Origin of the sequence: Roseovarius marisflavi (genome assembly GCF_900142625.1) — a bacterium.
GTDB classification, from domain to species: domain Bacteria; phylum Pseudomonadota; class Alphaproteobacteria; order Rhodobacterales; family Rhodobacteraceae; genus Roseovarius; species Roseovarius marisflavi.
Window position 1 is genome coordinate 25,883 of record NZ_FRBN01000006.1, and the last position, 26,258, is coordinate 52,140.

The 26,258-nt window shown below is 55.4% G+C and carries 19 protein-coding genes, 1 tRNA gene and 1 pseudogene; 9 read left to right on the plus strand and 12 right to left on the minus strand.

Annotation, left to right across the window (positions count from 1 at the left end; genetic code table 11):
* Nucleotides 1-141 precede the first annotated feature (141 nt).
* Nucleotides 142-885 carry a class I SAM-dependent methyltransferase gene (locus tag BUB78_RS07450; RefSeq protein WP_139279278.1) on the plus strand — a complete coding sequence of 248 codons (744 nt, stop codon included), beginning with the start codon at nucleotides 142-144 and terminating at the stop codon, nucleotides 883-885.
* 12 nt (nucleotides 886-897) lie between these two features.
* On the opposite strand, the gene BUB78_RS07455 is transcribed toward BUB78_RS07450, so the two are convergent.
* The 3 genes from BUB78_RS07455 to BUB78_RS07465 all read right to left on the minus strand — a co-directional run bounded on the left by BUB78_RS07455 (nucleotide 898) and on the right by BUB78_RS07465 (nucleotide 4,994).
* Nucleotides 898-2,022: a glycosyltransferase 61 family protein gene (locus BUB78_RS07455; RefSeq protein WP_084732799.1), complete on the minus strand. Its 1,125-nt coding sequence runs from the start codon at nucleotides 2,020-2,022 to the stop codon at nucleotides 898-900.
* A 1,319-nt stretch (nucleotides 2,023-3,341) separates the two neighbouring features.
* On the minus strand, nucleotides 3,342-3,959 hold the full coding sequence (locus BUB78_RS07460; protein WP_139279279.1) for a Hint domain-containing protein: 618 nt from the start codon (nucleotides 3,957-3,959) through the stop codon (nucleotides 3,342-3,344).
* Nucleotides 3,960-4,289: 330 nt separating this feature from the next.
* On the minus strand, nucleotides 4,290-4,994 hold the full coding sequence (locus tag BUB78_RS07465; RefSeq protein WP_073196676.1) for a site-specific integrase: 705 nt from the start codon (nucleotides 4,992-4,994) through the stop codon (nucleotides 4,290-4,292).
* A 596-nt stretch (nucleotides 4,995-5,590) separates the two neighbouring features.
* Here BUB78_RS07465 and BUB78_RS07470 point away from each other — a divergent pair.
* Complete coding sequence (locus BUB78_RS07470; protein ID WP_073196678.1) at nucleotides 5,591-6,013, plus strand: hypothetical protein; 423 nt, start codon at nucleotides 5,591-5,593, stop codon at nucleotides 6,011-6,013.
* Nucleotides 6,010-6,417: a relaxase/mobilization nuclease domain-containing protein gene (locus BUB78_RS07475; protein ID WP_139279280.1), complete on the plus strand. Its 408-nt coding sequence runs from the start codon at nucleotides 6,010-6,012 to the stop codon at nucleotides 6,415-6,417. The genes BUB78_RS07470 and BUB78_RS07475 overlap by 4 nt, the downstream gene beginning before the upstream one ends.
* Before the next feature lie 272 nt (nucleotides 6,418-6,689).
* Here the strand turns inward: BUB78_RS07475 and BUB78_RS07480 are convergent, their stop codons facing one another.
* From BUB78_RS07480 to BUB78_RS07505, 6 genes are all read right to left on the minus strand, one after another.
* Nucleotides 6,690-9,983: a DEAD/DEAH box helicase gene (locus BUB78_RS07480; RefSeq protein WP_073196680.1), complete on the minus strand. Its 3,294-nt coding sequence runs from the start codon at nucleotides 9,981-9,983 to the stop codon at nucleotides 6,690-6,692.
* Nucleotides 9,976-10,764, minus strand: a complete 789-nt coding sequence (locus BUB78_RS07485) for a hypothetical protein (RefSeq protein ID WP_073196682.1) — start codon at nucleotides 10,762-10,764, stop codon at nucleotides 9,976-9,978. The genes BUB78_RS07480 and BUB78_RS07485 overlap by 8 nt, the downstream gene beginning before the upstream one ends.
* A gap of 16 nt (nucleotides 10,765-10,780) precedes the next feature.
* Entirely contained in the window at nucleotides 10,781-13,111 is a 2,331-nt protein-coding gene (hsdR, locus tag BUB78_RS07490) for an EcoAI/FtnUII family type I restriction enzme subunit R (RefSeq protein WP_073196684.1), read from the minus strand.
* A 17-nt stretch (nucleotides 13,112-13,128) separates the two neighbouring features.
* On the minus strand, nucleotides 13,129-14,340 hold the full coding sequence (locus BUB78_RS07495) for a restriction endonuclease subunit S (protein WP_073196686.1): 1,212 nt from the start codon (nucleotides 14,338-14,340) through the stop codon (nucleotides 13,129-13,131).
* Nucleotides 14,337-15,803 carry a class I SAM-dependent DNA methyltransferase gene (locus BUB78_RS07500; protein WP_245813402.1) on the minus strand — a complete coding sequence of 489 codons (1,467 nt, stop codon included), beginning with the start codon at nucleotides 15,801-15,803 and terminating at the stop codon, nucleotides 14,337-14,339. Before BUB78_RS07500 ends, BUB78_RS07495 begins: the two co-directional genes overlap by 4 nt.
* A 684-nt stretch (nucleotides 15,804-16,487) precedes the next feature.
* Nucleotides 16,488-19,529, minus strand: coding sequence for a hypothetical protein (locus BUB78_RS07505; protein ID WP_139279281.1), 3,042 nt, complete (start codon nucleotides 19,527-19,529; stop codon nucleotides 16,488-16,490).
* Between the two features lie 300 nt (nucleotides 19,530-19,829).
* On the opposite strand from BUB78_RS07505, the gene BUB78_RS07510 reads away from it, so the two are divergent.
* The 3 genes and pseudogenes from BUB78_RS07510 to BUB78_RS07520 all read left to right on the plus strand — a co-directional run.
* A complete protein-coding gene (locus BUB78_RS07510) occupies nucleotides 19,830-20,072 on the plus strand; it encodes a hypothetical protein (protein WP_073196692.1) in 243 nt (80 codons plus the stop codon).
* Nucleotides 20,073-20,156: 84 nt separating this feature from the next.
* Complete coding sequence (locus BUB78_RS20285; protein WP_139279282.1) at nucleotides 20,157-20,483, plus strand: hypothetical protein; 327 nt, start codon at nucleotides 20,157-20,159, stop codon at nucleotides 20,481-20,483.
* An 18-nt stretch (nucleotides 20,484-20,501) separates the two neighbouring features.
* Nucleotides 20,502-21,533 (plus strand): annotated as a pseudogene (locus tag BUB78_RS07520) (recombinase family protein); the annotation flags it as partial.
* 505 nt (nucleotides 21,534-22,038) lie between these two features.
* On the opposite strand, the gene BUB78_RS07525 reads toward BUB78_RS07520, so the two are convergent.
* Together BUB78_RS07525 and BUB78_RS07530 are read right to left on the minus strand one after the other, a co-directional pair.
* A tRNA-Ala gene (locus tag BUB78_RS07525) sits at nucleotides 22,039-22,114 on the minus strand.
* Nucleotides 22,115-22,200: 86 nt separating this feature from the next.
* Complete coding sequence (locus tag BUB78_RS07530; RefSeq protein WP_073196696.1) at nucleotides 22,201-22,527, minus strand: TIGR02300 family protein; 327 nt, start codon at nucleotides 22,525-22,527, stop codon at nucleotides 22,201-22,203.
* A 112-nt stretch (nucleotides 22,528-22,639) separates the two neighbouring features.
* Between BUB78_RS07530 and BUB78_RS07535 the strand changes: the two genes are divergently transcribed.
* The 3 genes from BUB78_RS07535 to BUB78_RS07545 are packed head-to-tail and all read left to right on the plus strand — an operon-like array spanning nucleotide 22,640 to nucleotide 25,183.
* Nucleotides 22,640-23,332 (plus strand): M48 family metallopeptidase, encoded by a 693-nt coding sequence (locus tag BUB78_RS07535; RefSeq protein WP_073196698.1) that lies wholly within the window; start codon nucleotides 22,640-22,642, stop codon nucleotides 23,330-23,332.
* 30 nt (nucleotides 23,333-23,362) lie between these two features.
* Nucleotides 23,363-24,010, plus strand: a complete 648-nt coding sequence (locus BUB78_RS07540) for a GntR family transcriptional regulator (RefSeq protein ID WP_073196699.1) — start codon at nucleotides 23,363-23,365, stop codon at nucleotides 24,008-24,010.
* Between the two features lie 6 nt (nucleotides 24,011-24,016).
* Entirely contained in the window at nucleotides 24,017-25,183 is a 1,167-nt protein-coding gene (locus tag BUB78_RS07545; protein ID WP_073196701.1) for a cation:proton antiporter, read from the plus strand.
* 94 nt (nucleotides 25,184-25,277) lie between these two features.
* Here the strand turns inward: BUB78_RS07545 and BUB78_RS07550 are convergent, their stop codons facing one another.
* Entirely contained in the window at nucleotides 25,278-26,240 is a 963-nt protein-coding gene (locus BUB78_RS07550) for an acetyl-CoA carboxylase carboxyltransferase subunit alpha (protein WP_073196703.1), read from the minus strand.
* Nucleotides 26,241-26,258: the final 18 nt, after the last annotated feature.

The window sequence follows — 26,258 nt, forward strand, 5'->3', positions numbered from 1 at the left end:
CCCGAAATGCAGTTCTTGATTGTGGGATTCGGTGGGGCCTTGCGGGGCGAACAGCTTCAGGCGCCTCCACCCAAATTTCGGGTTGCATTCGCCAATAGCACCGCGCAAGTTAGCCAAAATCCAGCTCCGAGTAGTACAACTATGTTCAAACGCGCCAAAGGCATGAACTACCGAGGTTTTTTCCGTCGTATCCATGAAGCTCACGCTTTTGAATGGTATCTCGAAATTGGCTGCCGCAACGGGCGTATACTAGATTTGGTGCAGGGAAAAACAATCGGGGTCGATCCGGTTTTCCGCCTTGAAAAACCGCTTCTTGGCCGAAAACCCCAACTCCATTTGTTTCAGGAAACTTCAGACTCCTTCTTCGCGGCAAATCGCCTGGAAGCCTTAGGCGCCCGGCCAACAATCGCCTTCATTGATGGAATGCACCTGTTTGAATACGCTCTACGAGACATTCTTAACACGGAAGCCCATGCCGATCCGGACGGGGTTATCTTCGTTCACGATTGCTGCCCGTTCAGCATAGAGATGACGACGCGCGATCTTCATAATCTGCCAGATATCTGGACTGGGGATGTTTGGAAGCTGATCCCGATCCTTAGCGAGTACCGGCCCGACCTAAAGGTGTCGGTTCTCGATGCTCGTCCCACGGGGCTTCTCGCGATCACAGGCCTCAAGCCGGGGACTGTTCAGCCAGAGATCGACCTTTTCGAGATTATCGAGCGCTACGAAGCCATTGATCTTGATAGCTTCGGGCTCGATAACTTCGCCGACCACTTTGAATTCACTGACGCTCAATCGGTCCTGGAAGAAGACCAGTTAGGCCTTTCGTCTCTTGCCGGAGTGGGATTGACCGCTCCCGAACAAGACCTGGTCACGCCCTGATTGGGTGAGGCCTCAAGCATTTGACTTTCGACGCCGGGCACGCAACCAATCTGATCGCTGTTGATCGGGAATAAGGCGTGTACCAGGCGCGAGCCCAGCGTGAAGTGATGCGCTGACCTCAGGGGCATATGGCTCCCGCCAACGAGCCTGCGGAGACAGGAAACGCCCCGCCACAAGCCTGTCCCGCAGGATATCGAAATCAAGCGTGGCAATGGACGTATTATCCTGTCGTTGAGGAGGCCAATAAATCTTGGAAATAGCGTCTATAGAGTAATGATCCGCTGGCCCATCCCGCAGCTGGCCGACCATCAGTTGCGGCAAGGGGTTTCGGCGCTGGATCAGGCCGACTCGTTGGCCCGCACGCTGAACAAGGCCATAAAGGTGAAGAGCAGAGCTTTCCGCAAAGACCAAAGTCTCAGCATCCTGCATAAGCGCGACTTGCTTGGGCAGGCTCATTCGTTCTGGTGCAACAACTTCGTATCCATCGGCGCGAAGTAAATGCTCAATGAGCTCTTCGTTGCAATATCGTCCCACCTTCGGGCCAAGTTGAGACCGCGTTAGGTATACCCGACGGCCTTTTGTGATTGGCCCGGTCGGCGGAAGCCGCTGCCAGAGCCAATCCCGCATTTGTGCTTTCATTGCACCGGTATGCCGTTCCCCAAAAAAGTCTTCGGAAGTGTAAAGAGAACGATACCTCATCGCCTCATTGTGGAGAAGTACCCGGCTTTTAATACTCAGCAATTCAAGAATAGGTTTCAGGAAGGGATAGTGCGCAAAATTCGCTTGATTTCGAGGTAAGTAAAGCAACGCTGTATCTGGCGGTAGATACTGAAGTGCCCAGAGCCGGCCCAGAGAGTTGAGTATCACATGACCGAACTGCTGCGGAGCCAGCCCGGCAAACAGAACAGGTTTTACAAACTCGCCGACAGGTGCATCGCTTAGATATTGGGCTCGCGGTGCAGAGGTAAAAAGGTTACCGGCAGTATCGCACGCTGGGATGGGAAGACCTTCTCTGGTGTAAAGTCCGAACTCCGAGTGTCGCCCCAATCGATCACCGCGAATACCTAAAGCATCAAACGGGCCGTGAACGCCTTCAACTTTTATCCCGTTCCGTTTAACTGACCGCTTCGTTGGCATATCGCATCGTATCCATTTGTCGCCACGAAAGCATCAGTAACCGCGTTTTTGGCGAGCGAAAAGACTGAAAGCTGCCGATCTTACTGTCGAACTTCCGCGTAGATCCCCTCAAGATTGGAGGCTCCACCGAGATTTCCTAATGCTTGCCCAACGGTTTGCCACCAAAGCATTTTCGCTTTCTGCTATTGTACCTGAAGTTAGAATCGTGGTTTTCTCTCGTCTTTGGAGCACCGTTGAGAGCCAATATTACTTCCGCTTATACCTTGGTGGCGAAGGGTCGCTGAATCAGACAAGTAGGGTCGGTACGGTTGATTGGAGCCACAGCCTTTTAAACATTCCGACCGCATCCAACGCCCCACCCACGGGGGTACAAAGCCGCTTTGACGTATATGGCAGACCGTTCAGAGATTTGTGGTGGAAAACGTTGCAGGACCCATAAGTGTGGCGCGGGGTGTTCACCTAGGCCGTCCGTCTCGACGTACTTCGTTCGGTTCGCAGGGAGTTCCTGCAACACCTCCTTGAACATTCGGGCGTCCGCTTTCCGGTAGCTTGAGATCGACCGATCCCCAGCCAGTTCCAAAAAAAAGCCCCAACCAGACCGAATAGTCCGCGCCTAGCTTGGCGGACCACTCCTCGCTCCGGTTTGCTTCGGCCTGACGGGCGGCAAACATATCAGATAGCATCGGGCTAGTTGTTTGCTGAAGTAGTCAATGACTGCTGCCCGGAGTGTTGCGTGGTCCATGCGTACATCTTTTAGTTGTTGCTTCAACGTGAACCCGCAACTTGCGAGATGTCGTGCGAACATTCCAGCCTCTTCTGGACACCTCGTCTTTAATGACAGTCGAAGGGTCTTTCGGGTGGCCCGGTGGTCATGTGTTGGCAGTGGCCAGCGGAAGTAAAATATGCCGTGTCGTGATTGGCTCAGATACGCATGTAGCTTCATCTTCTGTCACACCTGTGTGTCACACCACTCTAGTATTCAGCTAACATATTGATCTGTAGGGTATTGGTGGAGCCTAGGGGGAGCACCGCCAGATCATTAAGGTTTTGTTATTGAACACTAATTAGGTGTTATGTTTTCTCTTGTGTCACACCTTAGTGCCTGACTTTATCGTTATGCAACCTGTTCTCTGTCATAGCCGCAAATCCGGAACTTGACGCGTTCGTCTTCCATGAGAGTTGCGACAGCACTGACCTTGCCAAATAGCCTGCCCGGCAATCATTAAAGTTTGAGATTTTAGCTAAGTGCCAGATGCGAACTACCGCGGCTAGCGACCTGTCTTTTGTAGTCTAGACCTCGCCGTACGTCGCTTTTAACCTCAGGCGTGGCATGCGCGATAGGCACGCCCCTGTGCCACGGTGTATTTCAAACTAGGATAGGCGCACCGTCGTTGCGCGAGATTGGGAAACAGATCAACAATGGCTTCGCGCGCTCTGACATCCAGCAGGCTGATAGCCTTGGGTGAAGGCCGGAAACTTTCGATCGGCAGCCCTTCGGCGCAAAAAACTTCGTGGCGGTCAAAAACTAGATTGTAGAATATCACCTCATCCGCCGCACGATCCATATATGCCGCATCGCTGACCAAAGCGACCGCATCAATGCGCATAATATATGATTTGTCATCGGGCACACCCGCAATCAGATATCCTGGGATCAGCCCGCGATGACCACTTGCAATGCGCAAATCCCGGGTTGGCATCATAGGTCCGATGGCGCGTGGCTTCAGGCGGATGGGGGCGAGATCGGGTTGGGCGCGCATGTCAGCGGCGCTGACGGTTCTGGTCCAGATCATACGAACCGGTTGAAGACCATGGTCGCGGGTTACAACCATGTCACCCGGGTTCAACATCTCGACGCGTCTGGGGCCAAGCGGCGTACGAATATTCGCATCTCCACAGATGCCAGTCAGATACCGGCGATCCACCTTTTCAACCATAGCAGTCTTCTTTGCGAACCCCACGAGCCGTCCCTCCGAAATTGTGCTTTCCGGATTAACAATTGTGAAACATTGTGCCGAAACTGGGGTGGATTAATGAAATAAACATGAACGATCCCGAAAATCACCAAGCAAACCAAACAAAGCGTCTACAAATCTAGGAGGCACGTCAAAAAGTGTCATGTGTGGGAGTTTTCTCAGCTTGTGACCACACATAAAAGGCCGGTAACTATGGGCGGAACGTGGGTCGTTGGTATAACGATAAGTTCTTACCCGAGTTGGGTTTGAAGGAAGCCGGTCTGGTATTCCACAGCTTCCGGCACACCATGGTCACAAAATTGAGCCGGAGTGATGTCGCTGAGGGTACCGCTCCACTGCTTCTCGCGTCTGCACCAACGTGTCGCCTTCTTTCATGTACACCTGATGCGTAACGCCCTGCCGTTCATGTCCGACAATGAACTGGATACGCTCGGTCGGCACATCGGCCTGACCCAATCGCGTTGCGAAAGTATGGCGTAATCCATGGAATACATGCGCATCGGACTTGATGCCCAACTGCGTTGTGAAAGTCCGGTTGAACCACTTGCTCAGCTTGTCGCCATATCCATGCTTGGGGCTATAGGGGTAGTCTGGAAAAAGCCGCTCTTCGCCCCGCTGTTCCAGTTTGGAGCGAAAGTCCAACAACCCCAACTTGATAAGTTGAGAATGGACGGGAACACGGCGACGTGCAGCGGAAGACTTGAGGCGTTTCAATGCGTCCCCGTCTTCGGTTAGATTGAAAACCCAAGTGTCCTCAACTTGGGCTATGTCCTGCACCTGTAATTGACAGACCTCGTTGAGCCTTGCCCCCGAGAACATCGCAATCAAGGTCGCCCAGCGGTGGCTAGTCTTGCAGTAGAACTTGCTGTCCGGATCGGTCAGTGCAGTGTAGGTCGCCTCTAGTGCGTCTTGTGAGAAGGGTTTGCGGTTCCTTACAGTACCAGCCTTCTGTCCAACCTTCAAGAACCCGCATGGCGTGAGGCCAATATTCGTCACGCGGTAGCCCGGCGGTTTCAAAGAACCGGGCCAACTCTTGCTCAGCTTGATCGCGCCCCACGAGTTGCCAGAACTCGATATTGCCCTCTTCGAGCATACCAACCGTGGTCAAGACCTGTTCGCGCTCCTTTGGTGTGTAAGGCCCAAGAGATACACGGCGCGCTTTCGCGTCGGCTAGTTGTTTGTGGAAGTAGTCAATGACTGCGGCCCGGAGTGTTGCGTGGTCCATGCGTACTTCTTGTAGCTGTTGTTTCAACGCGAGCCCGCAACTTGCGAGATGCCGTCCCAACATACCAGCCTCTTGTGGGCATCTCGTCTTTAATGAAAGCCGAAGGGTCTTTCGGGTGGCCCGGTGGTTATGTGTTGGCAGTGGCCAGCGGAAGTAAAATATACCGTGTCGTGATTGGCTCAGATACGCATGTAGCTTCATCTTGTGTCACACCTGTGTGTCACACCACTCTAATGTTCAGCTAACATGTTGATCTGTAAGGTATTGGTGGGCCTAACGGGAGAAAGCTCGAACCAGCTTTTTCAGGTCCTCGAAGAATGGGAACGCCATCTCGCATCGTTAGACTCTAAGAGTCTGAGGTGCGAACATGACCCATTCGCGCCATAAATTCAATGAGATAGCCAAGCCAGAGGCGGGGAAATCAAAGTATCCGCCACCGTTCTCGCTGCGGCTGACTTATGAAGAACGGGCACGGCTCGACGCTGAGCGGGGCGACAAAACCCTCGCCGCATACATCCGTGAACGGCTGTTCGGTGATGATGCTGCACCGCGCAAACGGCGTGGGAATAGCCCTGTTGGCGATAAAGAAGCCCTTGGCCGCTTGGTGGGCGCGCTCGGGCAGTCGCGCTTGTCTTCCAACCTTAATCAACTCGCCAAGGCCGTGAATACGGGTTCCTTGCCTGTCACACCGGAAACCGAAGCTGAACTGATCGAAGCTTGTCGCGATATCTCGGAAATGCGCGATGCGCTCCTGGCAGCGCTCGGAAAAGTGCCGGAGAGCAAGCCATGATCCTGAAAGCCAAAGAACGCGGCAATGCCCCGCAGCTTGGTCGCTACTTGCTGGCGATGCGAGACAACGAGCATGTCGAACTGCATGAGGTGCGCGGCTTCATCAGTGATGATCTTGTCGGGGCCTTCGGCGAAGCCGATGCCATCGCAAAAGGTACGCGCTGCGAGAAGTATCTGTTCTCAATGAGCTTCAATCCGCCCGAAGATGTGAATGCCAGCATTGAGGATTTCGAAGACGCTATCCGCAAGGTTGAAGAAAAGATGGGGCTGGAGAATCAGCCCCGCGCCATCGTCTTCCATGAAAAAGACGGGCGGCGGCACGCGCATGCTGTCTGGTCACGGATCGACAGTGAACGGATGCGGGCACTGAATGCTCGCGGCAGTAGGGAAGCCTTGGGAGGCTGACTCTGTCTTCTTTGCGTTGGGGTCTGCGACCCCCTTCGCCGTCAAGACCAAGCCCTCCGCATACGCTGCGGGCGCAATCAGCGGTCTCCCCATCCTTCCGCACTTCGCTTGTGCAGGACGGGTGATCCCCCACCGCTGTCTACGGTCTTGACGGTCTAACGCGCGGCGAGCAAGGAATGAACAGGAACTAGCTATACTTTGAGCCTCGAAAAACAGGAGAAGCCATTCCATGAAGGGAGCAAAAAAGGCTCAAACTGCGCATTTTATCTAGTCTATCTGCGGGCAGCCAATTCATCTTCAGTAGCTTGCTCGACCCTAAGCAATGCTTCTTCCCAGGTTTCCCCAGGAGTACGCCGTGCGAGAAAATTCTTAACGTGCGTGTATTGGCGGTGTAGCTGACGTCGAGAAAATCGAGCTTTGCGCATAAGCTGATGGAGTGCCGCCTTTTCATGGAAATTGAAGCCGTATCGGACGCAGCGCCCTAATTGGGATTGCGCGGCCCCCATCGGTTCTGGGTTCTCCAATCCAACCTGAGCGCGCTCATGCAAAAGAGCTGGCAGGCCGAAAAGGAACGCGAATTCGGGCACTACGCGCAGAACGAAGCGCCGCGCGCCATCGCAGGTCTTCAGCTTGGTCGGATCGGTGCCCAAGGCCAGCTCCAATTCCCTAAGCGGCTCCCCCCGCATCCAAAGCCAAACCAACTTCGCCAAAACGGGGAGCACAAGAGAAGATTTCTCCTCAACGGTCTCAAGAGAAGCGTATCTCTTCCGGCCAAAGAGTTCAGCCAAAGTCTCAGGCCGGAATATCTGCTCCAAAAGATCTGGGTGCTCAGAAAGCCAGCGAAAAAACCACTTTCGCCACATCGGTACAGTAGCCTCCCTTCCCGGACTACTCAACTTAAGTGCACTGGACAACCGCCTGACTACTTCAAGGGGTAGCCCAAGACTGGCTGCAACCTGGCTCTGTACAAGTTCAGCCTCAGTTTCGGGAGCATCGCCACCGAAGGATTGCTTGGCGGCGTCAATGCGCTTTTCGAGCCAATCGCTATCTTCCCGCTTCCGAGCAAGAAAGCCAGCGAAAGAGCGGTTGATCGCTGTTTCAAGGTTCGACGCCTGCTCCGACCTGTCTGCACCCGAAGCAAGGCGGGAAAGCGCGTAACTATCAATTTCGTGAGTGTCTGAAATACCTGCATGAACGCGGTCGAGCACTGCCGTGAGGGGATCATCTATCGAGAGACACTGATCGGACTGCCCGAATACCTCTCTAAGCTCTGTCCAATGGGCTCCAATTGTAGATGCCTCCAGATCGATACCAACGACCTTGCCAGGGATAACCAGGACTATTCCGCTGCCCCCCTCACCGGCTCTTCCCGCACGGCCCGCCGCATTTAAGAGTTCTTGAGCCTTGAGAATCTCTTTCTTGTCGGTTGCCTCATCAAACCGGCTGTCTTCTCCAATCAATACCAGTTCACTGGGAAGGTTCATCCCTTGAGCGAGCGTCGAGGTTGCCGCGAGTACCTTGATGCCGTTACGCCTTTTGTAAAGGCTCTCACAGAGCAGACGCTCTTCCGGCAAGAGGAGACCATGGTGCACGGCAGCTGCGGCGGTCACCCTGCCATTATCAATCTTGTTATAGAGGTGACTTTCGTCCCCGAGCTCTAGCACAGCGACATCCGCCCAGCCTGCTTCCTCATCAGTGAGCTTGACTGAAACGGCTTCAAGCTGATCGGAAATCTGATTGGCCGCGCTCGCTGCGTTCTTGATCGTCTGAAAGAATACTAGCACCTTAACATTGCTCTGCACCGCTGCCGCTGCAATCGCCGATGAGACGGCTACTGCATTGGGCGTTAGTCGCCAGTAGTTGCTCGCACTAAGTAGCACTTTATCATTCAGGAGGCGCACCAACGTGTAGTCGGCTCGCTTACTCGTAGCCCAGGTTTGCTTCAGGCTGAACAGGGCAAGTGGATATGCACCTAGTTCCCGCTTGACGGCTACAGGAGGATTCTTGGTAGTCCGGCCTTTTTTCGAACGGCGCAGCAGGCTGGCAAGATCATCGACTTCACTTTGTTGATAGATGACGCTTCCCCGCAACTGCCTCGTTGGCTTCCAAGCCAAGGAAAGTGGAAGGCAAGGCCTACCGGTCAATTCAATTATCCATTCCGCAATATCATCCGTATTCTTCATCATTGCCGACAAAAGCAAGAAATCTATCTGCGGCGCAATCCGAGGAATAATTAGAAGACAAAGCATCGCATCGATTGCACGTCGATCATTTGGCTTGTCGTTCGGGTGCAGCAAATGACATTCATCAAAGACAAGAAGGCCGACATCCTCAAAAATGCTTGAGTCTATGCTTAATTGAGCCAAGCATGCTTCCGGCGTCATCACAAATATCTCTGGAAGCTCATCGTCTCCAGTGGCGAACCCGAATTCGTCTAGACGCTCGCCCTGAACGGAAGCGGTCGGAAATGTTTTTCCGAGATTGCGTGCTGTTTGGTCCACAAGAGCATGAGTCGGGCACAAAAAAATGACACTCTTGCTTCCTAGAAGAGCGGCATTGATTTTCAATTCGGACAGCGTAGACTTGCCTGCTCCCGTAGGAAACCCAACTGCTGAAGATGTGCCGGGTTCCAGGTATCCTTGCTTGATTGCTTCCCTGTGATTACGCCATAGGTATGGTCGTGCTTTCGCAACACGCTGCATGCTCTCACCCCATTTCTGAGGATCAATGCCGGAAGGCGGCGGGATGTTGGCAACTGCACTATCGGTCAAATCGCTCGCCACAGCTATGAGAAGCGACGCGAGGTGATGAGGCCCTGAAAAAGTACTTGTGGAGCGCTCGGCTTCACCGTCGAAGACAGCTACGTCGCCCCCAATGCAAAGTGTTCTCACCCGACGAAAGATTGAGATAGCACTTTCAGACTCTGCAGTTTCTCCGCCAGACAATAGCTGTCTAGCAAGCGCATGAACTCCACGGAGCAGCTCGAAATAGAGAGCCAGAGAACCTGCCTCGGCTAAATCTCCGGTCGCAATTGCGTCTATGGAAGGCATTGAGCGTTCAAGCAGAGCCGATAGTCGGCCCTCGGCCATGTCAAGCAGACCATGAATTAGAGCATCTATGATCGGATCGCTTGCATCTGGTAGAATTGCTCTAGCAACTTCAGCCGCATCGGACGTTGCCTCAGCTACCAAAAACAATAGCAGTGCTGCGACATCGCTCGAAATTGATCGGGGTCGCAGGTAGCTCCCCTGCGGTTCATCGCCTCGAAGAGAATAGGCGTTCAGACTTAGTTGATGGGCCGTCGCCGCAACAAAGGCGGCTGCGCTTCGATCTTCTCGTTCCGGAAGCAAAGATACAAGCGCTTCATTTGTTGAGGCCAAGCGCCTTGTTGTCTGCAGAATCTCTTCCAGGTCGTCTGGGAGAGGTTCGTCTCCTGCGCGCAACCGAACTCGCGCAGCCGCAATCTGCGCAAAGGCATTTGTGAGTAGATCGGGAAGTGATTGGCGGTCGAGTCCTTCAAGCTCAGGTGTCGAGCGAATTAGCGCAGCAGTGTCTTGGTCAAACATTTCCTGCCTCCCATTCATCAATTAATTGCATGGCGTTTTCCGCAATATTCGCCATCCAATCCCGCATCGGCACCTTGTAAAAAGTATCTGCTCTCCTGAACTTGACATGAGAGCGATCGACAATCTTCTTGTATCCCTTAAACAGTTTTTTGCGCCCCTCGTCAGAATTCTCGTCATCGCCCACGGTGACCGACACGCTGTACGCCCTGGCATTCGCCCAAAGAATTTTTTCAATCATTTCGTCAGCGTCAGGATGCCGACTTTTTTCTAGAAGGGTCGTAACTTCAGCAATCAATTCGTTGTCGCGTGCACCCTTTTCGAGTTCCCGAAACTCTGGCCAAACTTCGCTAGTGATTTTGCCTCGTGGACCGGTTGATGCCTTTTGCTCGCAAATAACAACCATCTCCGCACCGCCCGCATGGTCAAGTCGCACTTGAATGCCATCGAATCCTTTGTGCGCATGGATCATATGTGGCGGTGCCTTCAGTGCTTCTACATCTTGTAGGTGCGCAGCGATCCACGCGATCACCTGGAACAACCAGCCGTCTCGGTGCCACGGTTTTGAAGGGTCTGCCGCGGTTAGCAATTTTTTAGCGCCCACGACGGCACTTGGAATCAGACCTGGAGTAATCACTTTCGTTTCGATGAGTATTTTCTCCACATGACGAGCCTGCCCTAGCGCAACTCTCGCAACGAGAGCGGCCAGTGAATCCTCGTCAGTGATGGTCCAATTTGTACCAGCCCAAAACTTGCCATTTGAAATTTTCTCAAATTCGATCATTTTCAAGACATCCGTTTTAATCTGAGTACAATGTCTTCTGCATGTTCTGAAACGCTTCTTTAATTGCCGCGAGGCCGCCAAGCTTCGCCTTGCCCTCGCTCACGCTGCCGTAGCGTGCTGTGAGGAAGGTTCCCAGCTTTTTGGTAGCTAGTTCACTCTCCCCCCGTGCCTCATAAGCCGCGAGAATAGCTAGCAAGAGTTGCTTGAGCCCTTCGTCTGCATCGCCTATGCCGTCTGCACGCACGGAGTCAGCGCGTTCGTGCCGTGTCTTAGGCTCATTTGTGAAAAGCACATAGCTGAGGACATCGAACAGATCGCTGTCAGGCGCATCGACAAGTCTGCGGATATCGTCAAGGCGGTCTTGCTCATACCCACGGTCGGCAAGCTGTTGAAGAAAGTGCTCGCGCGTGTCGGGATCGCACCAAACCGCGCGAAGCTGATCCTCGTCCGCGACGATACCTGACAAATCACCGAAGAGCCGTACAAGGAACTCTGCTGCCGAAATCGGTTTTCCTTCTGGGCTCCAGTAGGTCGTTGACGCAATGTACTTAATCTTGCGAAAACTACCGTCCGAGAGCTTCACGACGATTTTCTCGCGCGGTGGCTCGTCGGTACAGTCATCACCTGGTTCAGGCGGGTCGCCTTCCGGTCGAGGCTCCGGTCCGTCTATCGGCGGGCGTGGTCCCTTTGGAGGTTCTGGCTCAAGCGGCTCACCATCCCATTCGGGATCATTGAAGTTCTCGTGGGCCCTCACGAAATCCCAGATGGTGAAAAAGTCCTTGCCTTCATACGTGCGCGTTCCGCGTCCGATAATCTGCTTGAATTCGATCATGGATCGGATCGGGCGCATAAGGACTATATGCCTGACGTTTCTTGCATCAACGCCGGTTGAGAGCTTCTGTGAAGTCGTAAGGATTGTCGGGATCGTTTTGTCGTTATCTTGAAAGTCACGGAGGTGTTTTTCGCCAATAGCTCCATCATCTGCAGTGACGCGGTGGCAGTAATTCGGGTTCTTTCCGTCCTTCACCTGGTTGATCAAGTCTCGCACCAAAGCCGCATGATCTTGCGTAGCGCAGAACACCAACGTTTTTTGACGCTGATCGATCTGGCTCATGAATTCTTTCACGCGGCTGAGTTCACGATCTTCGATGATGATGCGCGTGTTGAAATCGCCCTCGCTAAATGCTTCGCCGTCTTCAATCTCACCTGCAATAAGCTCGTCGGAGCCGTCAAAGACGTATTCATCGATGGTGCTCGCCATCTGGCGCACCTTGAACGGCGTCAGGAAGCCGTCCTCGATCCCATCACGCAGAGCGTAGGTGTAAACAGGCTCACCGAAATAGGAGTAGGTGTCGGCGTTGTGTTTGCGTTTGGGCGTGGCGGTCAGGCCAAGCTGGGCGGCGGGTTCAAAATACTCCAGCAAACGCCGCCATTCGCTTTCGTCCTTGGCCCCGCCCCGGTGGCATTCGTCGATCACGATGAAGTCGAAGAAGTCTGGTGGATACTGCGTGTAAACTGGGTCGCCTTCGCCAGTCATGAAAGTCTGGAAGATCGTAAAGAACAGGCTGGCGTTCTTGGGCGGCTTGCCCCCGTTCTTGCGGATTGTATCGGGGTCGATCCGGGTGACGGCATCATTCGGAAAAGCGCTGAATGCGTTGTAGGCCTGATCGGCGAGGATGTTACGGTCGGCAAGAAACAGGATGCGCGGGCGGCGCACTGGTTCGCCCGATAGATTCCATTTGGCCTGAAACAGCTTCCACGCGATCTGGAACGCGATGGAAGTTTTGCCCGTTCCGGTGGCCAGTGTTAGCAGGATACGCCGGTCGCCTTTGGCTAGCGCCTCAAGTGCGGCGTTGACGGCTTTGTGCTGGTAGTAGCGCAGTTCCCACTTGCCGCCGTCTGTTTCGAAATCGACGGCCCCGAAGCGCTCGCGCCAGTCGTTGTGGATGGCGAAGGTGCGCTCCCATAGTTCATCGGGCGTGGGAAACGGCAAGGCCATGTCGGCCTCGGCCCCCGTGGTCATGTCGATCTGATACCAGCTCAGCCCGTTGGAGGCGTAGGCATAGCGAGACCCAAGACGGGTGGCGTAGTCTTTGGCCTGACCGACGCCGTTGCGGTGGCTGACGCCTGCGCGCTTTGCCTCCAGTACGGCGAGCTTTTGGCCCTTGTGGATCAGGACATAATCGGCAGACAGCCCCTTGCCGCGTGTGCCGCCTGACTGGATGCGCCCTGGGCAGATGACCTCACGCCGAACCTTCGAGCCATTCGCTCCCCAGCCCGCCGCCGCAAGGACGGGGTCTATGCGTTCGGCGCGGGTATCGGCTTCGGTTTCGTCGTGAATGCTCATCAGGTCTACTCGTTACATCATGTTAATTCGCCCGCGAAGGCTTTTTGCAAAAGGGATTGGCGGAGATCGTCGATGTCTTGAAGCTTGTCTCTAAATGCTTCTTCAAGTCGCTCCATATCATCATAGGCGCTCTGGCAATTCGCTGCGATTGCACGCTGGCGATCAAGGTTCTTCGGAAACCTCAAAGGCACAGTCTTTAGCAGCTTCGCCTTGATACCAACTACAGTTGCGCCTGTGCCGCGTCTGTGAATTTCGGATTGCATGGGGGGTGCCATCAGTGAAAATTTCAAGAACTCCGCCAAAATAACGTCTTCATCTGCCTGCATAGTGATCAATCGCTGACCGATAACGACAGTTTCTTCAGTGTCTAATTGTGCAACGTTTGCAAGCGGTGCCTCGGTCGAGAACAAGACATCGCCTAGTTTTGGAAAACCGCGTGTCATCCATCCTTCGTAAGCACTTTCCAAAATGAACTCTTCGGGTTCGCGTTGGATGTAGCCCATCTTCACATTCTTGGCTGTAATCAGCCTTATACCGACTTCTGTTTTCGGAGGAGTCTTCCCGCGATAGTCAATGAAACGCACATGATCGTTGAGCTCACATTCATCCCAGCCTGCTTCATCTCCGGAAAAGGCCGTCGCAAGGTAGCTCTCAAACAACTCCCGCGCATTCTGGAGGTTGGCTTCTGCGTTGGCGCGGGCGCGAGCTAGACCTTCGAACGCCTCGTCAAGAACCGCAACAATCAGCTTTTGTTCTTCGGGTGGCGGGAGGGGAATTTCTAAAGACTCGACAAGCTCTTTGGGCACCCGCTTGTGCCCGACCGCCCCAGTCATTTGCCCCTTGGCCCAATCTCGAAAACTTTGTCTGTTCAGGAAGTGGTAGAGGTAACCTGCCAGAAGCTTGTCATTCGGTCGAAGAACAAAGAACTCACTTGACCCAAATCCAACACCGTTCGTTAAACCATTCGCGATACCGAGCTTTCCATTTTCGAAACAGGGCGTGATTTTAGCCAACAGGACATCGCCATCGCAGAAGTATGTGTACCCGCTGTAGACCTTACCGAGAGGTCTTGCTTCCTGTTCTGAAAGTGTAACTTGATCGACCTTCAGGCAGTCCATCGGGACGAAAGACACATCGTCCTCATCCGCCAAGACTGATTTGACCTCTTTCTTATTGGGCCGAAGTAGCGCAACGTCACCAAGCTTTGGCGCTTCCCAACCCGTCTTCACAGCATCCCCCGGATGTTCTCCAGAATGCCCGCCGTTTCGGCATCCCGCGCCAACATATCGGCGATGATCGTTTCGGGGCTGCGCAAGGCCTCGGCCTCGGGCGCGTTAGGGTTCTTGACCGATAGATCAAAAGTCTCGTCGTCCAGATCGGCGCGGTTGACGATCCAGCTTTTCGGTCCGTTTGGGCGGGTGCGCTGTAAATCTACAAATTCCGCCAGATCGGCGTCGTTCAGTGGGTTGGTCTTACCCATGTTTCGGCCCGGATCGAGCTGGTAAAACCAGATGTCCCGCGTCGGCGCACCCTTTTCAAAAAACAGCACCACGGTCTTAACCCCCGCCCCCTGAAACGTGCCTTGCGGGCAATCGAGGATGGTGTGCAGCTCCGCCGCCTCCAGCAGTTCCTTGCGCAGGGCGACGCTGGCGTTGTCGGTGTTGCTGAGGAAGGTGTTCTTGATGACGACCGCCGCGCGGCCCCCGGCCCGCAGCTTGCGGATGAAGTGTTGTAGGAACAGATAGGCGGTCTCGCCCGTGCGGATCGGGAAGTTTTGTTGCACCTCGCGCCGCTCGCCCCCGCCGAAGGGCGGATTGGCGAGGATGATGTCGTGGCGGTCCTTTTCCTGAATATCCATCACGTTTTCATTGAGCGTGTTGGAGTGGACAAGGTTCGGGGCCTCGATTCCGTGCAGGACCATGTTCATGATCCCGATGATATAGGCGAGGCCCTTCTTTTCTTGCCCGTAGAAGGTTTTGGTTTGCAGGGTCTCGAATTCGGACGCTGAGAGCTTGTCGGTGCGCATGTAGTCGTAGGCTTCGCAGAGGAAGCCCGCAGAGCCAACCGCACCGTCATAGATCGTCTCGCCGATCTTAGGGTCAGTTACCTTGATCATGGCGCGGATCAGCGGGCGCGGTGTGTAGTATTCGCCCCCGTTGCGGCCCGCGTTGCCCATGCGTTTTATGCGCGTTTCGTAAAGAGAGGAAAGTTCGTGCCGCTCTTCCTGTGTGCCGAAGGATAGGCTGTCGATTTGTTCCAGCACATCGCGCAGGATGTAGCCCGAGCGGAATTTGTTACGCAGTTCGTTGAAGACTTCGCCGATCTTGTAATTGATCGTATCCGGGCTGGTCGCGGACTGGCGGAAGGACGCTAGGTAGGGGAATAATTCCTGGTCAACAAAATTGATCAGGTCGTCGCCGATGCGGGCGCTGTTGTGGTCGAAGTCGCCGTCCTTTCTTGGGGCGGCCCATTTATCCCAACGGAATTCGCCATCAATAATCGGGGTGTAATCCTCGCCATCGAGTTCGGCACGATCACTGCGCTCGGTTTCGAGGTCGTGAAGGTATTTCAAAAACAGAACCCATGAGGTCTGCTCGACGTAGTCTAATTCGTTGGCGATGCCTTCTTCGGCGCGAAGGTCTCGTTCTATTTTGTTGAATGCGTTCTCGTACAATGTGTCCTCGACTCTCAAGCTTTTCGACGAGATTAGCAGCTTGGCTAGTGTTATGCACCATGCGTTGCACAAGATGTGGAGTTTTCCACAGAGGGCAGCCTGGCGTGCCAGTTTCGCATGGTTCGGTGCCGGTGGAGAGGCATTTCTCCTGGTCCGGCGAGCTGGGCTCAGGGGCGGTGCTAGGCCCCCAAAAGTGATCCATCTTTGGCAAGATGGCGGCATCCAATCCGCGCAGGGTTGGTCGATGGGAGGTCCAGGCAGGGAGAGCGAAGTCTCCCTCTTGGTCAGGGTTGCAAGGGGCGCGAAGACTCCTGCTCGATGGGATGGTTCCAAGGTAAGGGCAGCTATGAAATGCTCCCTTCCATGGTCTCGATGAAGTCGCCTCCATGGCATGGTCAGGATTTCACAAGGGCAGGAACGCCCTTTGATCGATGGGTGCAGGGAGAGCGAAGTCTCCCGCGAGTGTTTGACCGGCGATACGGTCTGCTGGCTCTGGCATGGGTTCAATGCCCTGACTGAGCCACGGCCTGGGGGATGCAACGGGGGCGCGCAGCGAGCCCCCTTGCCAAGAGGGTTTTGTACTACAAAACACATCTTGCGGTTTCGCCTTACGGCAGCCTTTAAGGCATTGTACTACAATGGTTTGTTGCGGCGCACCAATATGTGCCTAGTTTGCTTTTCGGTAACCTCGACTGAGTTTCATCAGCTTTCAGAATCCAACATTACCTGCAAGTCAGGAATGTCCATGGCTGGCAGGCCGGAAAACGGACCCAACTCTGCAAACCGCCCCAAGTTGGCAATATAGGTAGTGGCCGTTTCCGACTGGCAACTGCCACCGAGCATCCTTTCCGCGTCCACGGAGCCCGCAAAGGACGTCATGATTGCATCACGGGCCGCAGCCTGATCTTCAGCGCTGACGCAGCGTCCCACACGCCCATAGATGTTCACGCGGCAACCAGGACGGTTGAAAAGCATGTTCGCGAACATAAGCACAGCACGCTGTGCTTCTGCTTGGTTCTTGACGTCTCCTTGCATGATACGCTGGATTGCAGAGGTACTTGCTCTCATCGCAAAATTCCCGAGAGCGCTCTCACTTGCTCCGCGAAGGTTGGATTGCACTAGCCCAGGACACTTTTCTTCCATCGTACGTAGTGTCGTCGTGATGTATGCAATCTCCTCAAGGCCCTCATAAGAAACTTCGGCCCAATGCCCCTTGATTACAGCACCGGCAATGTCGGGACGCGTATATCTTTCAGGGTTGTACTCGGCTTTCTTGCGATTGATCGCGTCGTTCAGCTCCGTATAGTTCGAAGGAAAAATTGCGGACCCAAAAAGGTTGTTGGCCCAGGTTTCAATCAACCGCTCAGCCGTTGCGGATGGTGGAAGCGCTTCAACCCACCTTAGAAGTGTTGGCATTGAACGCGTGGTCATGCCGTCAAGAGTTTCGCGGTACTTCGTTCTATACGAAGAGTGAGCCTCATTGAGTGTCGAATCGGAAGACGGATTCAAGAATTGCGACAGGAAGGCGGCATCAACTCGCAGATCGCGAAGACTACTCCATCCAGCCAAACCACGACCAGCTTGGCCCTCAAAGATCAGTTCCGACCGAGAAAGCAAACTATCCCATTCTAACGCCGCTCGATCGCGTGTGTTTGTAACGAACCCTTTGACGAAGGCTTTGTGCGCAACGTTATATCCCAGCTCTCTCATTTTCGCTGTTTGCTCATCCGCAAACTGTTCAACCTCGGCGAGACCGGAAATCGATTGCTCAAACTCAGGCAGCTTTGCCAAAAGCACGCTTGCGAGCCCGCGTTGCTTCGTTGTTGCAATGGCGCGAAGTTCGCTCATTGCTTGTGCTTTTTCACTTTCAAGAACGAAAGCCATGCGTCCTTCATTCCCCATAATCGAACGCCCAATGGCTTCGATCTCTGCAAGGCCTTGCCAATTCCCGGCTTCCAGATTGGCCTTTTGCAGGCCTTCGGCGATTTGCTCTGCAGCTTCGCGGCGCACAAATGGCATCTGTTCAAGAATGACCCAGTCCAATTGACGCCCGTAGCGATCCGATATCAAAGCTCCCGGCGTCCACGTTGTAATGCCCGCTACGAGACTACGATCTTCGGCTTGTAGACTAGAGGTCAACAAAGATTGGCAATGTCTTGAGATGGTGCGCAAACCATTCGTTGCTAACCTATCCCAGCTTTGAGGGTCCTTTCCAAGTACGCGTCTGATCTCATCATGATCTAGAAGTTGCGACATGATGCGATTTCTTCCAAGGCGAAGTTCCTGCCCGGAAGCCAGCCAACTCGCATAGGCGACACAGTCGCCCTTTGTCAGATCGTTCCGCCCTGGACGCGCGCCCTCGTATCCATCGACTTTGAACAAGAGTCCGGCAGGATTAGATGGAACCGGACTTTGTGCCACAGCATACCCACGTAGGTCATCGCAGGACTTGGCTGAGACAACTTTGCCGGAGATGCGCTGTCCATCAGCCGAAATTTTTGCGTCTAAGCCAAGCGGCTCGGGGTTACCCAAAACTGACCCATAGTCTCTCACCCAGGCCTTTGGCTCTAAGCGTAAATTACCGTCTTCATCTAGTGTACCGGAAACCAGAAGGGCAGCCCGCTGCTGGGTCAACTCAACCCCAGGTCCGATTTCTAAGAAACCTTCAGCCAAGCCGCCGGTTTCAGAGTAAACAACACGGAAGTAATGTTCCTTTCCATCGCATGCATAGAAGCCTTTCCACTCGTGTCTCGGCTGACCGACTTCTACGCTGGCCAACACTGTGTTCACAGTTTCTGAAACCGAGGTATCTACCGGTATTGATGTGCTGTCGGCAGTTGATGGCGTTCTGTCAGAAGAAGGCGCCGTATCGACCGAAGCGGAAGAAGCGTTCGAACCGGCTTCGCGTACTTTCGTCTCCAGTGCATCGAACCGATCTTGATGAATGAATCCGAGAGCTAAGCTCCAAACTGCGCCATCCATACTTGCATCGCGACTGTGAGGAAGAACCGCCAACCCTGTTGCCGCGAATTTTCGGGTAAGCTCTTTGAAACTGGCCTTTCGCCTCGGGTCGTTTGTTTTGCGCAAAAGGCCCGTGCAGTGGCGAGCTAGTCTCAGTAGCTTCTGCGTGTCTTCTTGGGTCCAATTGTAAAGTGACCGACCTAAGACGTTTACAAGACCTTCTTCATCTCTCAAAGCAGTATTGTAAATTTGACCAATTCGAACTTTCTCACCCTGTAAGGCCCACTCCGCGAGGCCGAAACACTCGTCTTCGGTAATTTCAGACAGCGAGCCGTTTGCCGCATCGGGGACTTTGAAAATCAAACCATCGGGATTGTCGGGAAGAGCACCTACATCGAACCGTTCTAATTGAACGGCGCACGAGACGCCTCCATTTGCACGTCCGCGCAGAATGTCGGTGCCCGGAACCAGACCAAGCTCCATCGACACAGGTTCCCAATTTCGCCTCGGTCGGTCAGCTATCCAGAATTCTGGTTCTAGCCTAAGTGTGCCGTCATCGACGGTGCCGGTCATCGAAAGGGTTGGTGTCAGCCAGTTTAGTTCAGCAGTTAGTTCATTGTCTGCACTTCGGACTCTGAGCATCACACCTTGGCGCTGCCGGTCACAGTCAGAATAGCCAAGCCAATCGCCTTCGAAGTTAGCGCCTTGCGCAACTGCTTCTGAACCTACGAAATTTCCAAGGCCAACAGATAGCAGCAAGAAAAGAGAACAAAACTTCCGCATCCCAAGCCCCTAAGATCAATGAATTAGAGCCAGAAGACTGCATCGGGCCGTGCACAGTCAACAAAGTTTTGAACTGAGAAGGCCTTCCAAACGCGGCTCAACCTTCGCCCGAAGTAGTTCGATCAGCTCAGGATCAGTGCGGGCATGCCTCGCGGGGCTTCGGCTCCTGCCGCTATGTGAGCTGGTGCGCCTATTACGGCGTCCAGGGTCGCAGGGTTGAAAAGCCAGCTCATGGCGAGCGCTGCCAAGTGGTGACGGTGTTGCCGCTCGATTGGAACAAGATGTTTGGAGGGTTTTAAGATGGAAGAGTATTTTTACACGCTGGATATGGGTTCAATCTACGGGCCAAAACTCGAAGCTCTGGCTGAAAAGGCGAGCTTTGATGATGTCGAAGCCTTTGCAGCCATGATCCTTGCCCACGCCCTCGATGACATGGTGCAGCGTGATCTCGAAGAGGATCAGGCTGAGCGGCCAGATGCTGAATTTGGCGGTGATGGTTGGCGTAGCGGCGGTCAAGAAATGGATGACGACATCCCGTTCTAACCCTCTGAATTTGCGGGATTTCAGACAATTATGGTAAAATAAAAGTGGGTATTAAGACATACCCCTCCGAAGTGGGAGAAGACGATGAAACATGATTTTAACACTACAGGTCGGGCGGTCCTTGGGGATAGTGCTTTAGTGCCGCCAAACCGCTCGCTGACCGTAGATGTCGAGAAATATCAGGCTTTCCTTGATGGTTCCGGCATGACTGACGCGCAGAAAGAAGAGTTCTTGCAAGGGATGTGGAGCATCATCGTCAGCTTTGTTGAACTCGGTTTTGGGGTGCATCCGCTGCAAGAAGTCTGTGGAAAAACCGCTGAGATCGATCAACGGGATGCCAAAGATGCCTTCGATGAGGTATCTTCAGAGGAACCCGATGACAACGATAACACTAATGGATTCAGCGCCTAAAGGCAGGCTGGAGGTAAGATGAACAATAATAATCATAAAGATCAGGAGGCTACCAAGGCAGTCATTTACTGTCGTGTGTCGAGCACGAGACAAAAGCTGGAAGGCAGCGGGCTTGAAAGTCAGGAGCACCGCTGCCGCCAGTATGCTGAACTCAAAGGATATGAGGTTGAGGTAGTCTTCCCAGATGATGCGTCTGGCGGCGGCGATTTCATGAACCGTCCAGGCATGGTTGCGCTTCTCAGCTATCTCGATGCGCAGCCCAATAGAAATTACGTCATCATCTTCGATGATTTGAAGCGTTTTGCCCGCGATACCGAGTTTCACATGAAGCTTCGCAGGGAATTCCAAAAGCGCGGCGCGCGCATTGAGTGCCTGAACTTCAAGCTTGATGACTCCCCCGAAGGCAAATTCGTGGAAACGATCTTTGCGGCGCAAGGCGAGCTTGAGCGCGAACAAAACCGCCGCCAGGTGATCCAGAAGATGAAGGCACGGGTGGAGAAAGGCTATTCTGTCTTCAACGCGCCTATCGGTTACAAATACGCCGCTGATCGCGCGCACGGAAAGATTCTAGTGCGGGACGAACCTGTGGCCTCAATCATTGCAGAAGCTCTCGAAGGCTTCGCTTCGGGGTATTTGCAGACGCAGGCCGAGGTGAAGCGTTTCCTGGAGTCAAAGCCTGCCTTTCCAAAAGATACACCGGATGGCGAGGTTCGCTGGCAGCGTGTTCAGCGGCTGCTGTCGCACCTGACCTATGCGGGTTACGTGGAAGCGCCAAAGTGGGACGTGTCGCCGCGCAAAGGTCAGCATGAGCCTATCATCAGTCTTGAGACCTTCGAGCGTATTCAGGAACGCGTGAAGGGCAAGGCACGGGCTCCTGCGCGAAAAGATATCAGTGAAGACTTCCCGCTTCGCGGGTTCGTGCTGTGCGATGATTGCGGAGAGCCGATGACTTCGTGCTGGTCCAAGGGACGCTCGAAGCTCTATCCCTATTATCTTTGTGATACGCGCGGCTGCGAAAGCAACCGCAAGTCAATCCCCCGCGATAAGATCGAGGGCGGGTTTGCAGAGATACTTAAGGGCCTTCAGCCGACCAAACAGCTCTTTGCGTTGGCCAAGGCGATGTTTTCAGACGCGTGGGACATGCGGCTGGCACAAGCGCATCAGGAGAAGGATGAGATCGCCAAGCAACTTCGCGATACCGAGAAGCAAATCGAAACACTGCTGGAGCGCATCGTCGAGTCCGACAACCCAATTGTTGTGAGAGCTTACGAAGGCAAGATTGCGAAACTGGAGCGGAACAAGGCTGTTTTGGGCGAAAAAGCCACTCGAATCGTGCCTCCGAAGGGCAGGCTAGAGGAGTTTATCGAACCGGCGCTTCAGTTTTTAGCAAGTCCTTGGAATATATACGAAAATGGTAGCTTAGCATTCAGGAGGACAGTGCTTAGATTGGCCTTTGCAGAGCCATTGAGGTATTCACTGAATTCGGGTTATCGAACCGCTGAAATTGCCTTACCTTTCAAGGTGTTAGCGGAAATTTCAACGTCTAAATGCGATATGGTGGAGCCTAGGGGGATCGAACCCCTGACCTCTTGCATGCCATGCAAGCGCTCTCCCAGCTGAGCTAAGGCCCCATCAGTGTGGTCCCGAAGGACCTGTGCGCCGCTATCTAGGGAAAGCGGCGGGCGGGATCAAGAGGAAAATCCCGCCCATGCGTTTTTCACGACTCGGTGTCGTCTGATGCGACGTCGGCGATCTCGTCAAGCGAGACATCGTCGTCGTCGTCGTCATCCTCAAGGAGGTCGTCATCAAGATCGACATCCACGTCATCATCATCCAGCAGATCGGTGCTTTCATCCGCATCAGATGTTTTCAGCTTCTTGGTCTCGGCATCTTCGGCGTCGGGCGTCATCGACCGGGTTTTGCCGGTGGCAAGTTCAACCACTTCGCCCGTGTAGGGGCTGATGATCGGATTCTTGTTCAGGTCATAAAAGCGCTTCCCGGTTGTCGGGCAAAGACGCTTTACGCCCCATTCTTCTTTGGGCATTGGTGATCCCCTTTAAATCTCTGGTCTTGTCGACGGTCCGCGCCACCTGCCATAACAATGGTCAGCTGTCAAAGGCTTTAGTCGCCACGCAACCCGCCAATCAGGAGGCCATATGGGCCATCACGTGCTTCCGGGCAACCCCCCAGTTGAACTTAGCCTGCGCCGATCCCCGCGTGCGCGGCGGATTTCGCTGCGTGTTTCCGGGCTGGATGGGCGGGTTACGCTTACTTTGCCGCGCGGCGTGCCCGAGGCCGAGGCGCTTGATTTTGCCCGCACCAAGGTTGATTGGCTGCGCGCTCAATTGGCGCAGCGTCCGGTCACGGTTGCCGTGACCCATGGGCTTGAACTTCCCCTTGAGGGCCAGGTGATGCGAATCGTCCAGGGAACGGGGCGGCGCGTGGTGTCCGATGGCACCACTTTGCATGTGCCGGGTGACCCGGATACGGCGGGCGCGCGGCTCGAAGGCTGGCTCAAGGCGCGGGCGCGTGACCGGCTGGCGGCGGCCTCGGATCACTACGCGGGGCTGCTGGGGCAAGGCTATAGCCGGATTACCCTGCGTGACACCCGTTCGCGGTGGGGGTCGTGTTCGTCTTCCGGCGCGCTTAGCTATTCCTGGCGGTTGATCATGGCCCCGCCCGAGGTGCTTGACTATGTCGCGGCGCATGAAGTGGCGCATCTGGCGGAAATGAACCATTCGCCCGCCTTCTGGGCGGTCGTGTCGCGCCTGATGCCCGGCTATGGCACACAGCGCGCATGGCTGCGCCGTGAGGGTGGCGCGTTGCACCGCTATCGTTTCAATGATTGACCCCGCCGTTATTTGTGATCACATAACGCCATGCTTTTGACTCCGCGCCCCGATCCAACCCCATCGGCGCATGACCGCGTCTATCGCGGCCTGCGCACCCGGATCATGCATGGCGAAATTGCGCCGGGGCAGGCGATGACCTTGCGCGGCATCGGGGCCGAGTTCGGCGTTTCAATGACCCCTGCGCGCGAAGCGGTGCGCCGCCTGTCGGCCGAGGGCGCTCTGACGATCTCAAGCTCGGGACGGGTGAGTACGCCAGAGCTTAACAACGAGCGGATCGAAGAGCTGGCCGCGCTGCGCTCTTTGATCGAGGTTGAACTGGCAAGCCGCGCTCTGCCGCGCGCGCATATTGCGCTTATCGACCGGCTTCAGAGCATCAACGCGCGCGTCGCCGAAGATATCGCGCGCCAGGATGCGGTCTCTTATATTCGCCGCAATCTTGAATTTCACCGCACGCTCTATCTGCGCGCTCAGGCGCCCGCGATGCTGGCCATGGCCGAAACCGTCTGGCTTCAGCTTGGGCCGACCATGCGTGCCCTCTACGGGCGTCTGCGGCGCAAGGACCCGCCCCATCACCACCGCCTTATCATTGCGGCGCTCAAGGCGGGCGACGAACCAAGCCTGCGCCTCGCCGTGCGCTCGGATGTGACGCAGGGCCTCAAGATGCTGCTCGGATAGCGCGGCATGGATCACGCTACCCTGATGATCACGCTTGGCGCGCTGTTCCTTCTGGGGCTGGCCGCCGATACGGTGGGGCGCCGCACCAGCCTGCCACGGGTCACGCTTTTGCTGATCTGCGGGATTGTTGCGGGCGGCTCCGGCTTTGATCTTATCCCGCCCGAGGTGCGTGCGCTCTACGATTTCCTGTCGGTCATGGCGCTGACCATGGTGGCGTTCCTGCTGGGAAGTTCGCTGACCGGCAAGGCGCTCAAACGCCATGGAGAAGCGATTTTCGTGGTCTCGCTGGCGATCGTGCTGGCGACGGTTCTCGGGGTCACACTCGGGCTGTGGCTGATTGGCGTGCCCTTGCCCGTCGCTTTGCTCTTGGGGGCGATCGCCTCGGCCACGGATCCGGCGGCGACACAGGATGCGATCCGTCAATCCGGCTCCAAGGGGCCGTTCGTGGACAAGATTCGCGGCATTGTCGCCATCGACGATGCCTGGGGCCTTCTGGCATTTTCGCTGGCTGTGGTTTTTGCCCAGATGCTTGGCGGCGACGGCCATACCACCGCCCTGTCAGAGGCGCTCTGGGAAATCGGCGGCGCGGTTGGCCTTGGCGCGCTGATCGGGTTGCCTGCGGCCTATCTGACCGGGCGGCTCAGCAAAGGCGAGCCGCTTCAGACCGAGGCGATAGGCATCGTGTTTCTCACCGCCGGGCTGGCGATTTGGGCCGGGGTGTCTTTTCTGATCGCCGGCATGGTCGCCGGCGCGATCATCGCCAATCTGGCGCGCCACCATGGTCGCGCCTTTCACGAGATCGAGCATGTGCAATGGCCCTTCATGGTGCTGTTCTTCCTGCTCGCGGGCGCGCGGCTTGAACTCGGCCTTCTGGCTGAAATCGGCCTGCTTGGCCTTGCCTTCATTGCCCTGCGCACCGGCGCTCGGGCGGCTGGGGGTTGGATCGGCGGCGCGATGTCGGGCGTGCCTCCGGCCGAGCGCAACTGGTTCGGCGCGGCGCTCTTGCCACAGGCGGGGGTTGCTGTCGGCATGGCGCTTGTGGCGGCGCGCGAATTCCCGGAATACGGCGAGATGATCCTCACCCTGACCATCGGCACCACGGTCCTGTTTGAACTCATCGGCCCGCTGATGACCACCCTTGCGATCCGCCGGGTGCAAAAAAGCCCCGATTGAAACCGGGGCCTTGCGTTTCTTCTTGCCTTAAATATCCCCGCCGGAGGCACCCGCACTCTTCGCGCGCGCGCCGCTTGCGATGGCGCGCCCCCGCTTACGCGGCAAGCCCCTTCGAGCCGATCTTGAGAAACTTCTCGCGCCGGTCCTTGATCAGGGCCGCGCGGTCCTTTTTCGCCAATTCATCCAGCATAGCGCTGATCGCCTTGCCCACTGCCGCAATCGTGGTGTCGCGGTCGCGATGCGCGCCGCCAAGTGGTTCGTCAATGATGCGATCCGCGACGCCAAGCTTGATCAGGTCCTGCGCCGTCAGGCGCAGCGCCTCGGCCGCTTCGCGCATCTTCTCGGAATCCTTCCACAGGATACTCGCACAGCCTTCGGGCGAAATCACCGAATAGACCGAATGATCCAGCATCGCCACGCGGTTGGCCGAGGCAAAGGCCACCGCCCCGCCAGAGCCGCCTTCGCCGATGATCACGCTGATCAAAGGCACGCCGATCTTGAGACAGGTTTCGGTCGCGCGGGCAATCGCCTCGGCCTGGCCGCGCTCTTCGGCGCCCTTGCCGGGATAGGCGCCGGGCGTGTCCACAAGCGTAACGACCGGCAGGCCGAACCGGTCCGCCATCTCCATAAGGCGCACCGCCTTGCGATAGCCTTCGGGCCGGGCCATGCCGAAATTGCGGGCAATCCGGCTTTTGGTGTCATTGCCCTTTTCATGGCCGATCACCATCACCGGGCGATCGCCAAGCCGCGCCAGGCCGCCCATCACCGCGTCATCCTCGCCAAAGGCGCGATCGCCCGCCAGAGGGGTGTATTCAGTAAACAACGTCTCGATATAGTCGCGGCAATGCGGGCGGTCGGGGTGACGCGCCACCTGGCATTTGCGCCAGGGCGTGAGGTTCTTGTAAAGATCGCGCAGCAAATCCGCAGCCTTGCGGTCAAGCGCGCCGGCCTCGGCCTCGACATTCATTTCGGAATTGGCCCGCGCCATCGCGCGCAGCTCTTCAGCCTTGCCTTCAATCTCGGCGAGGGGCTTTTCGAAGTCGAGGTAATTGGTCATCGCTTACTCCACGGTTGC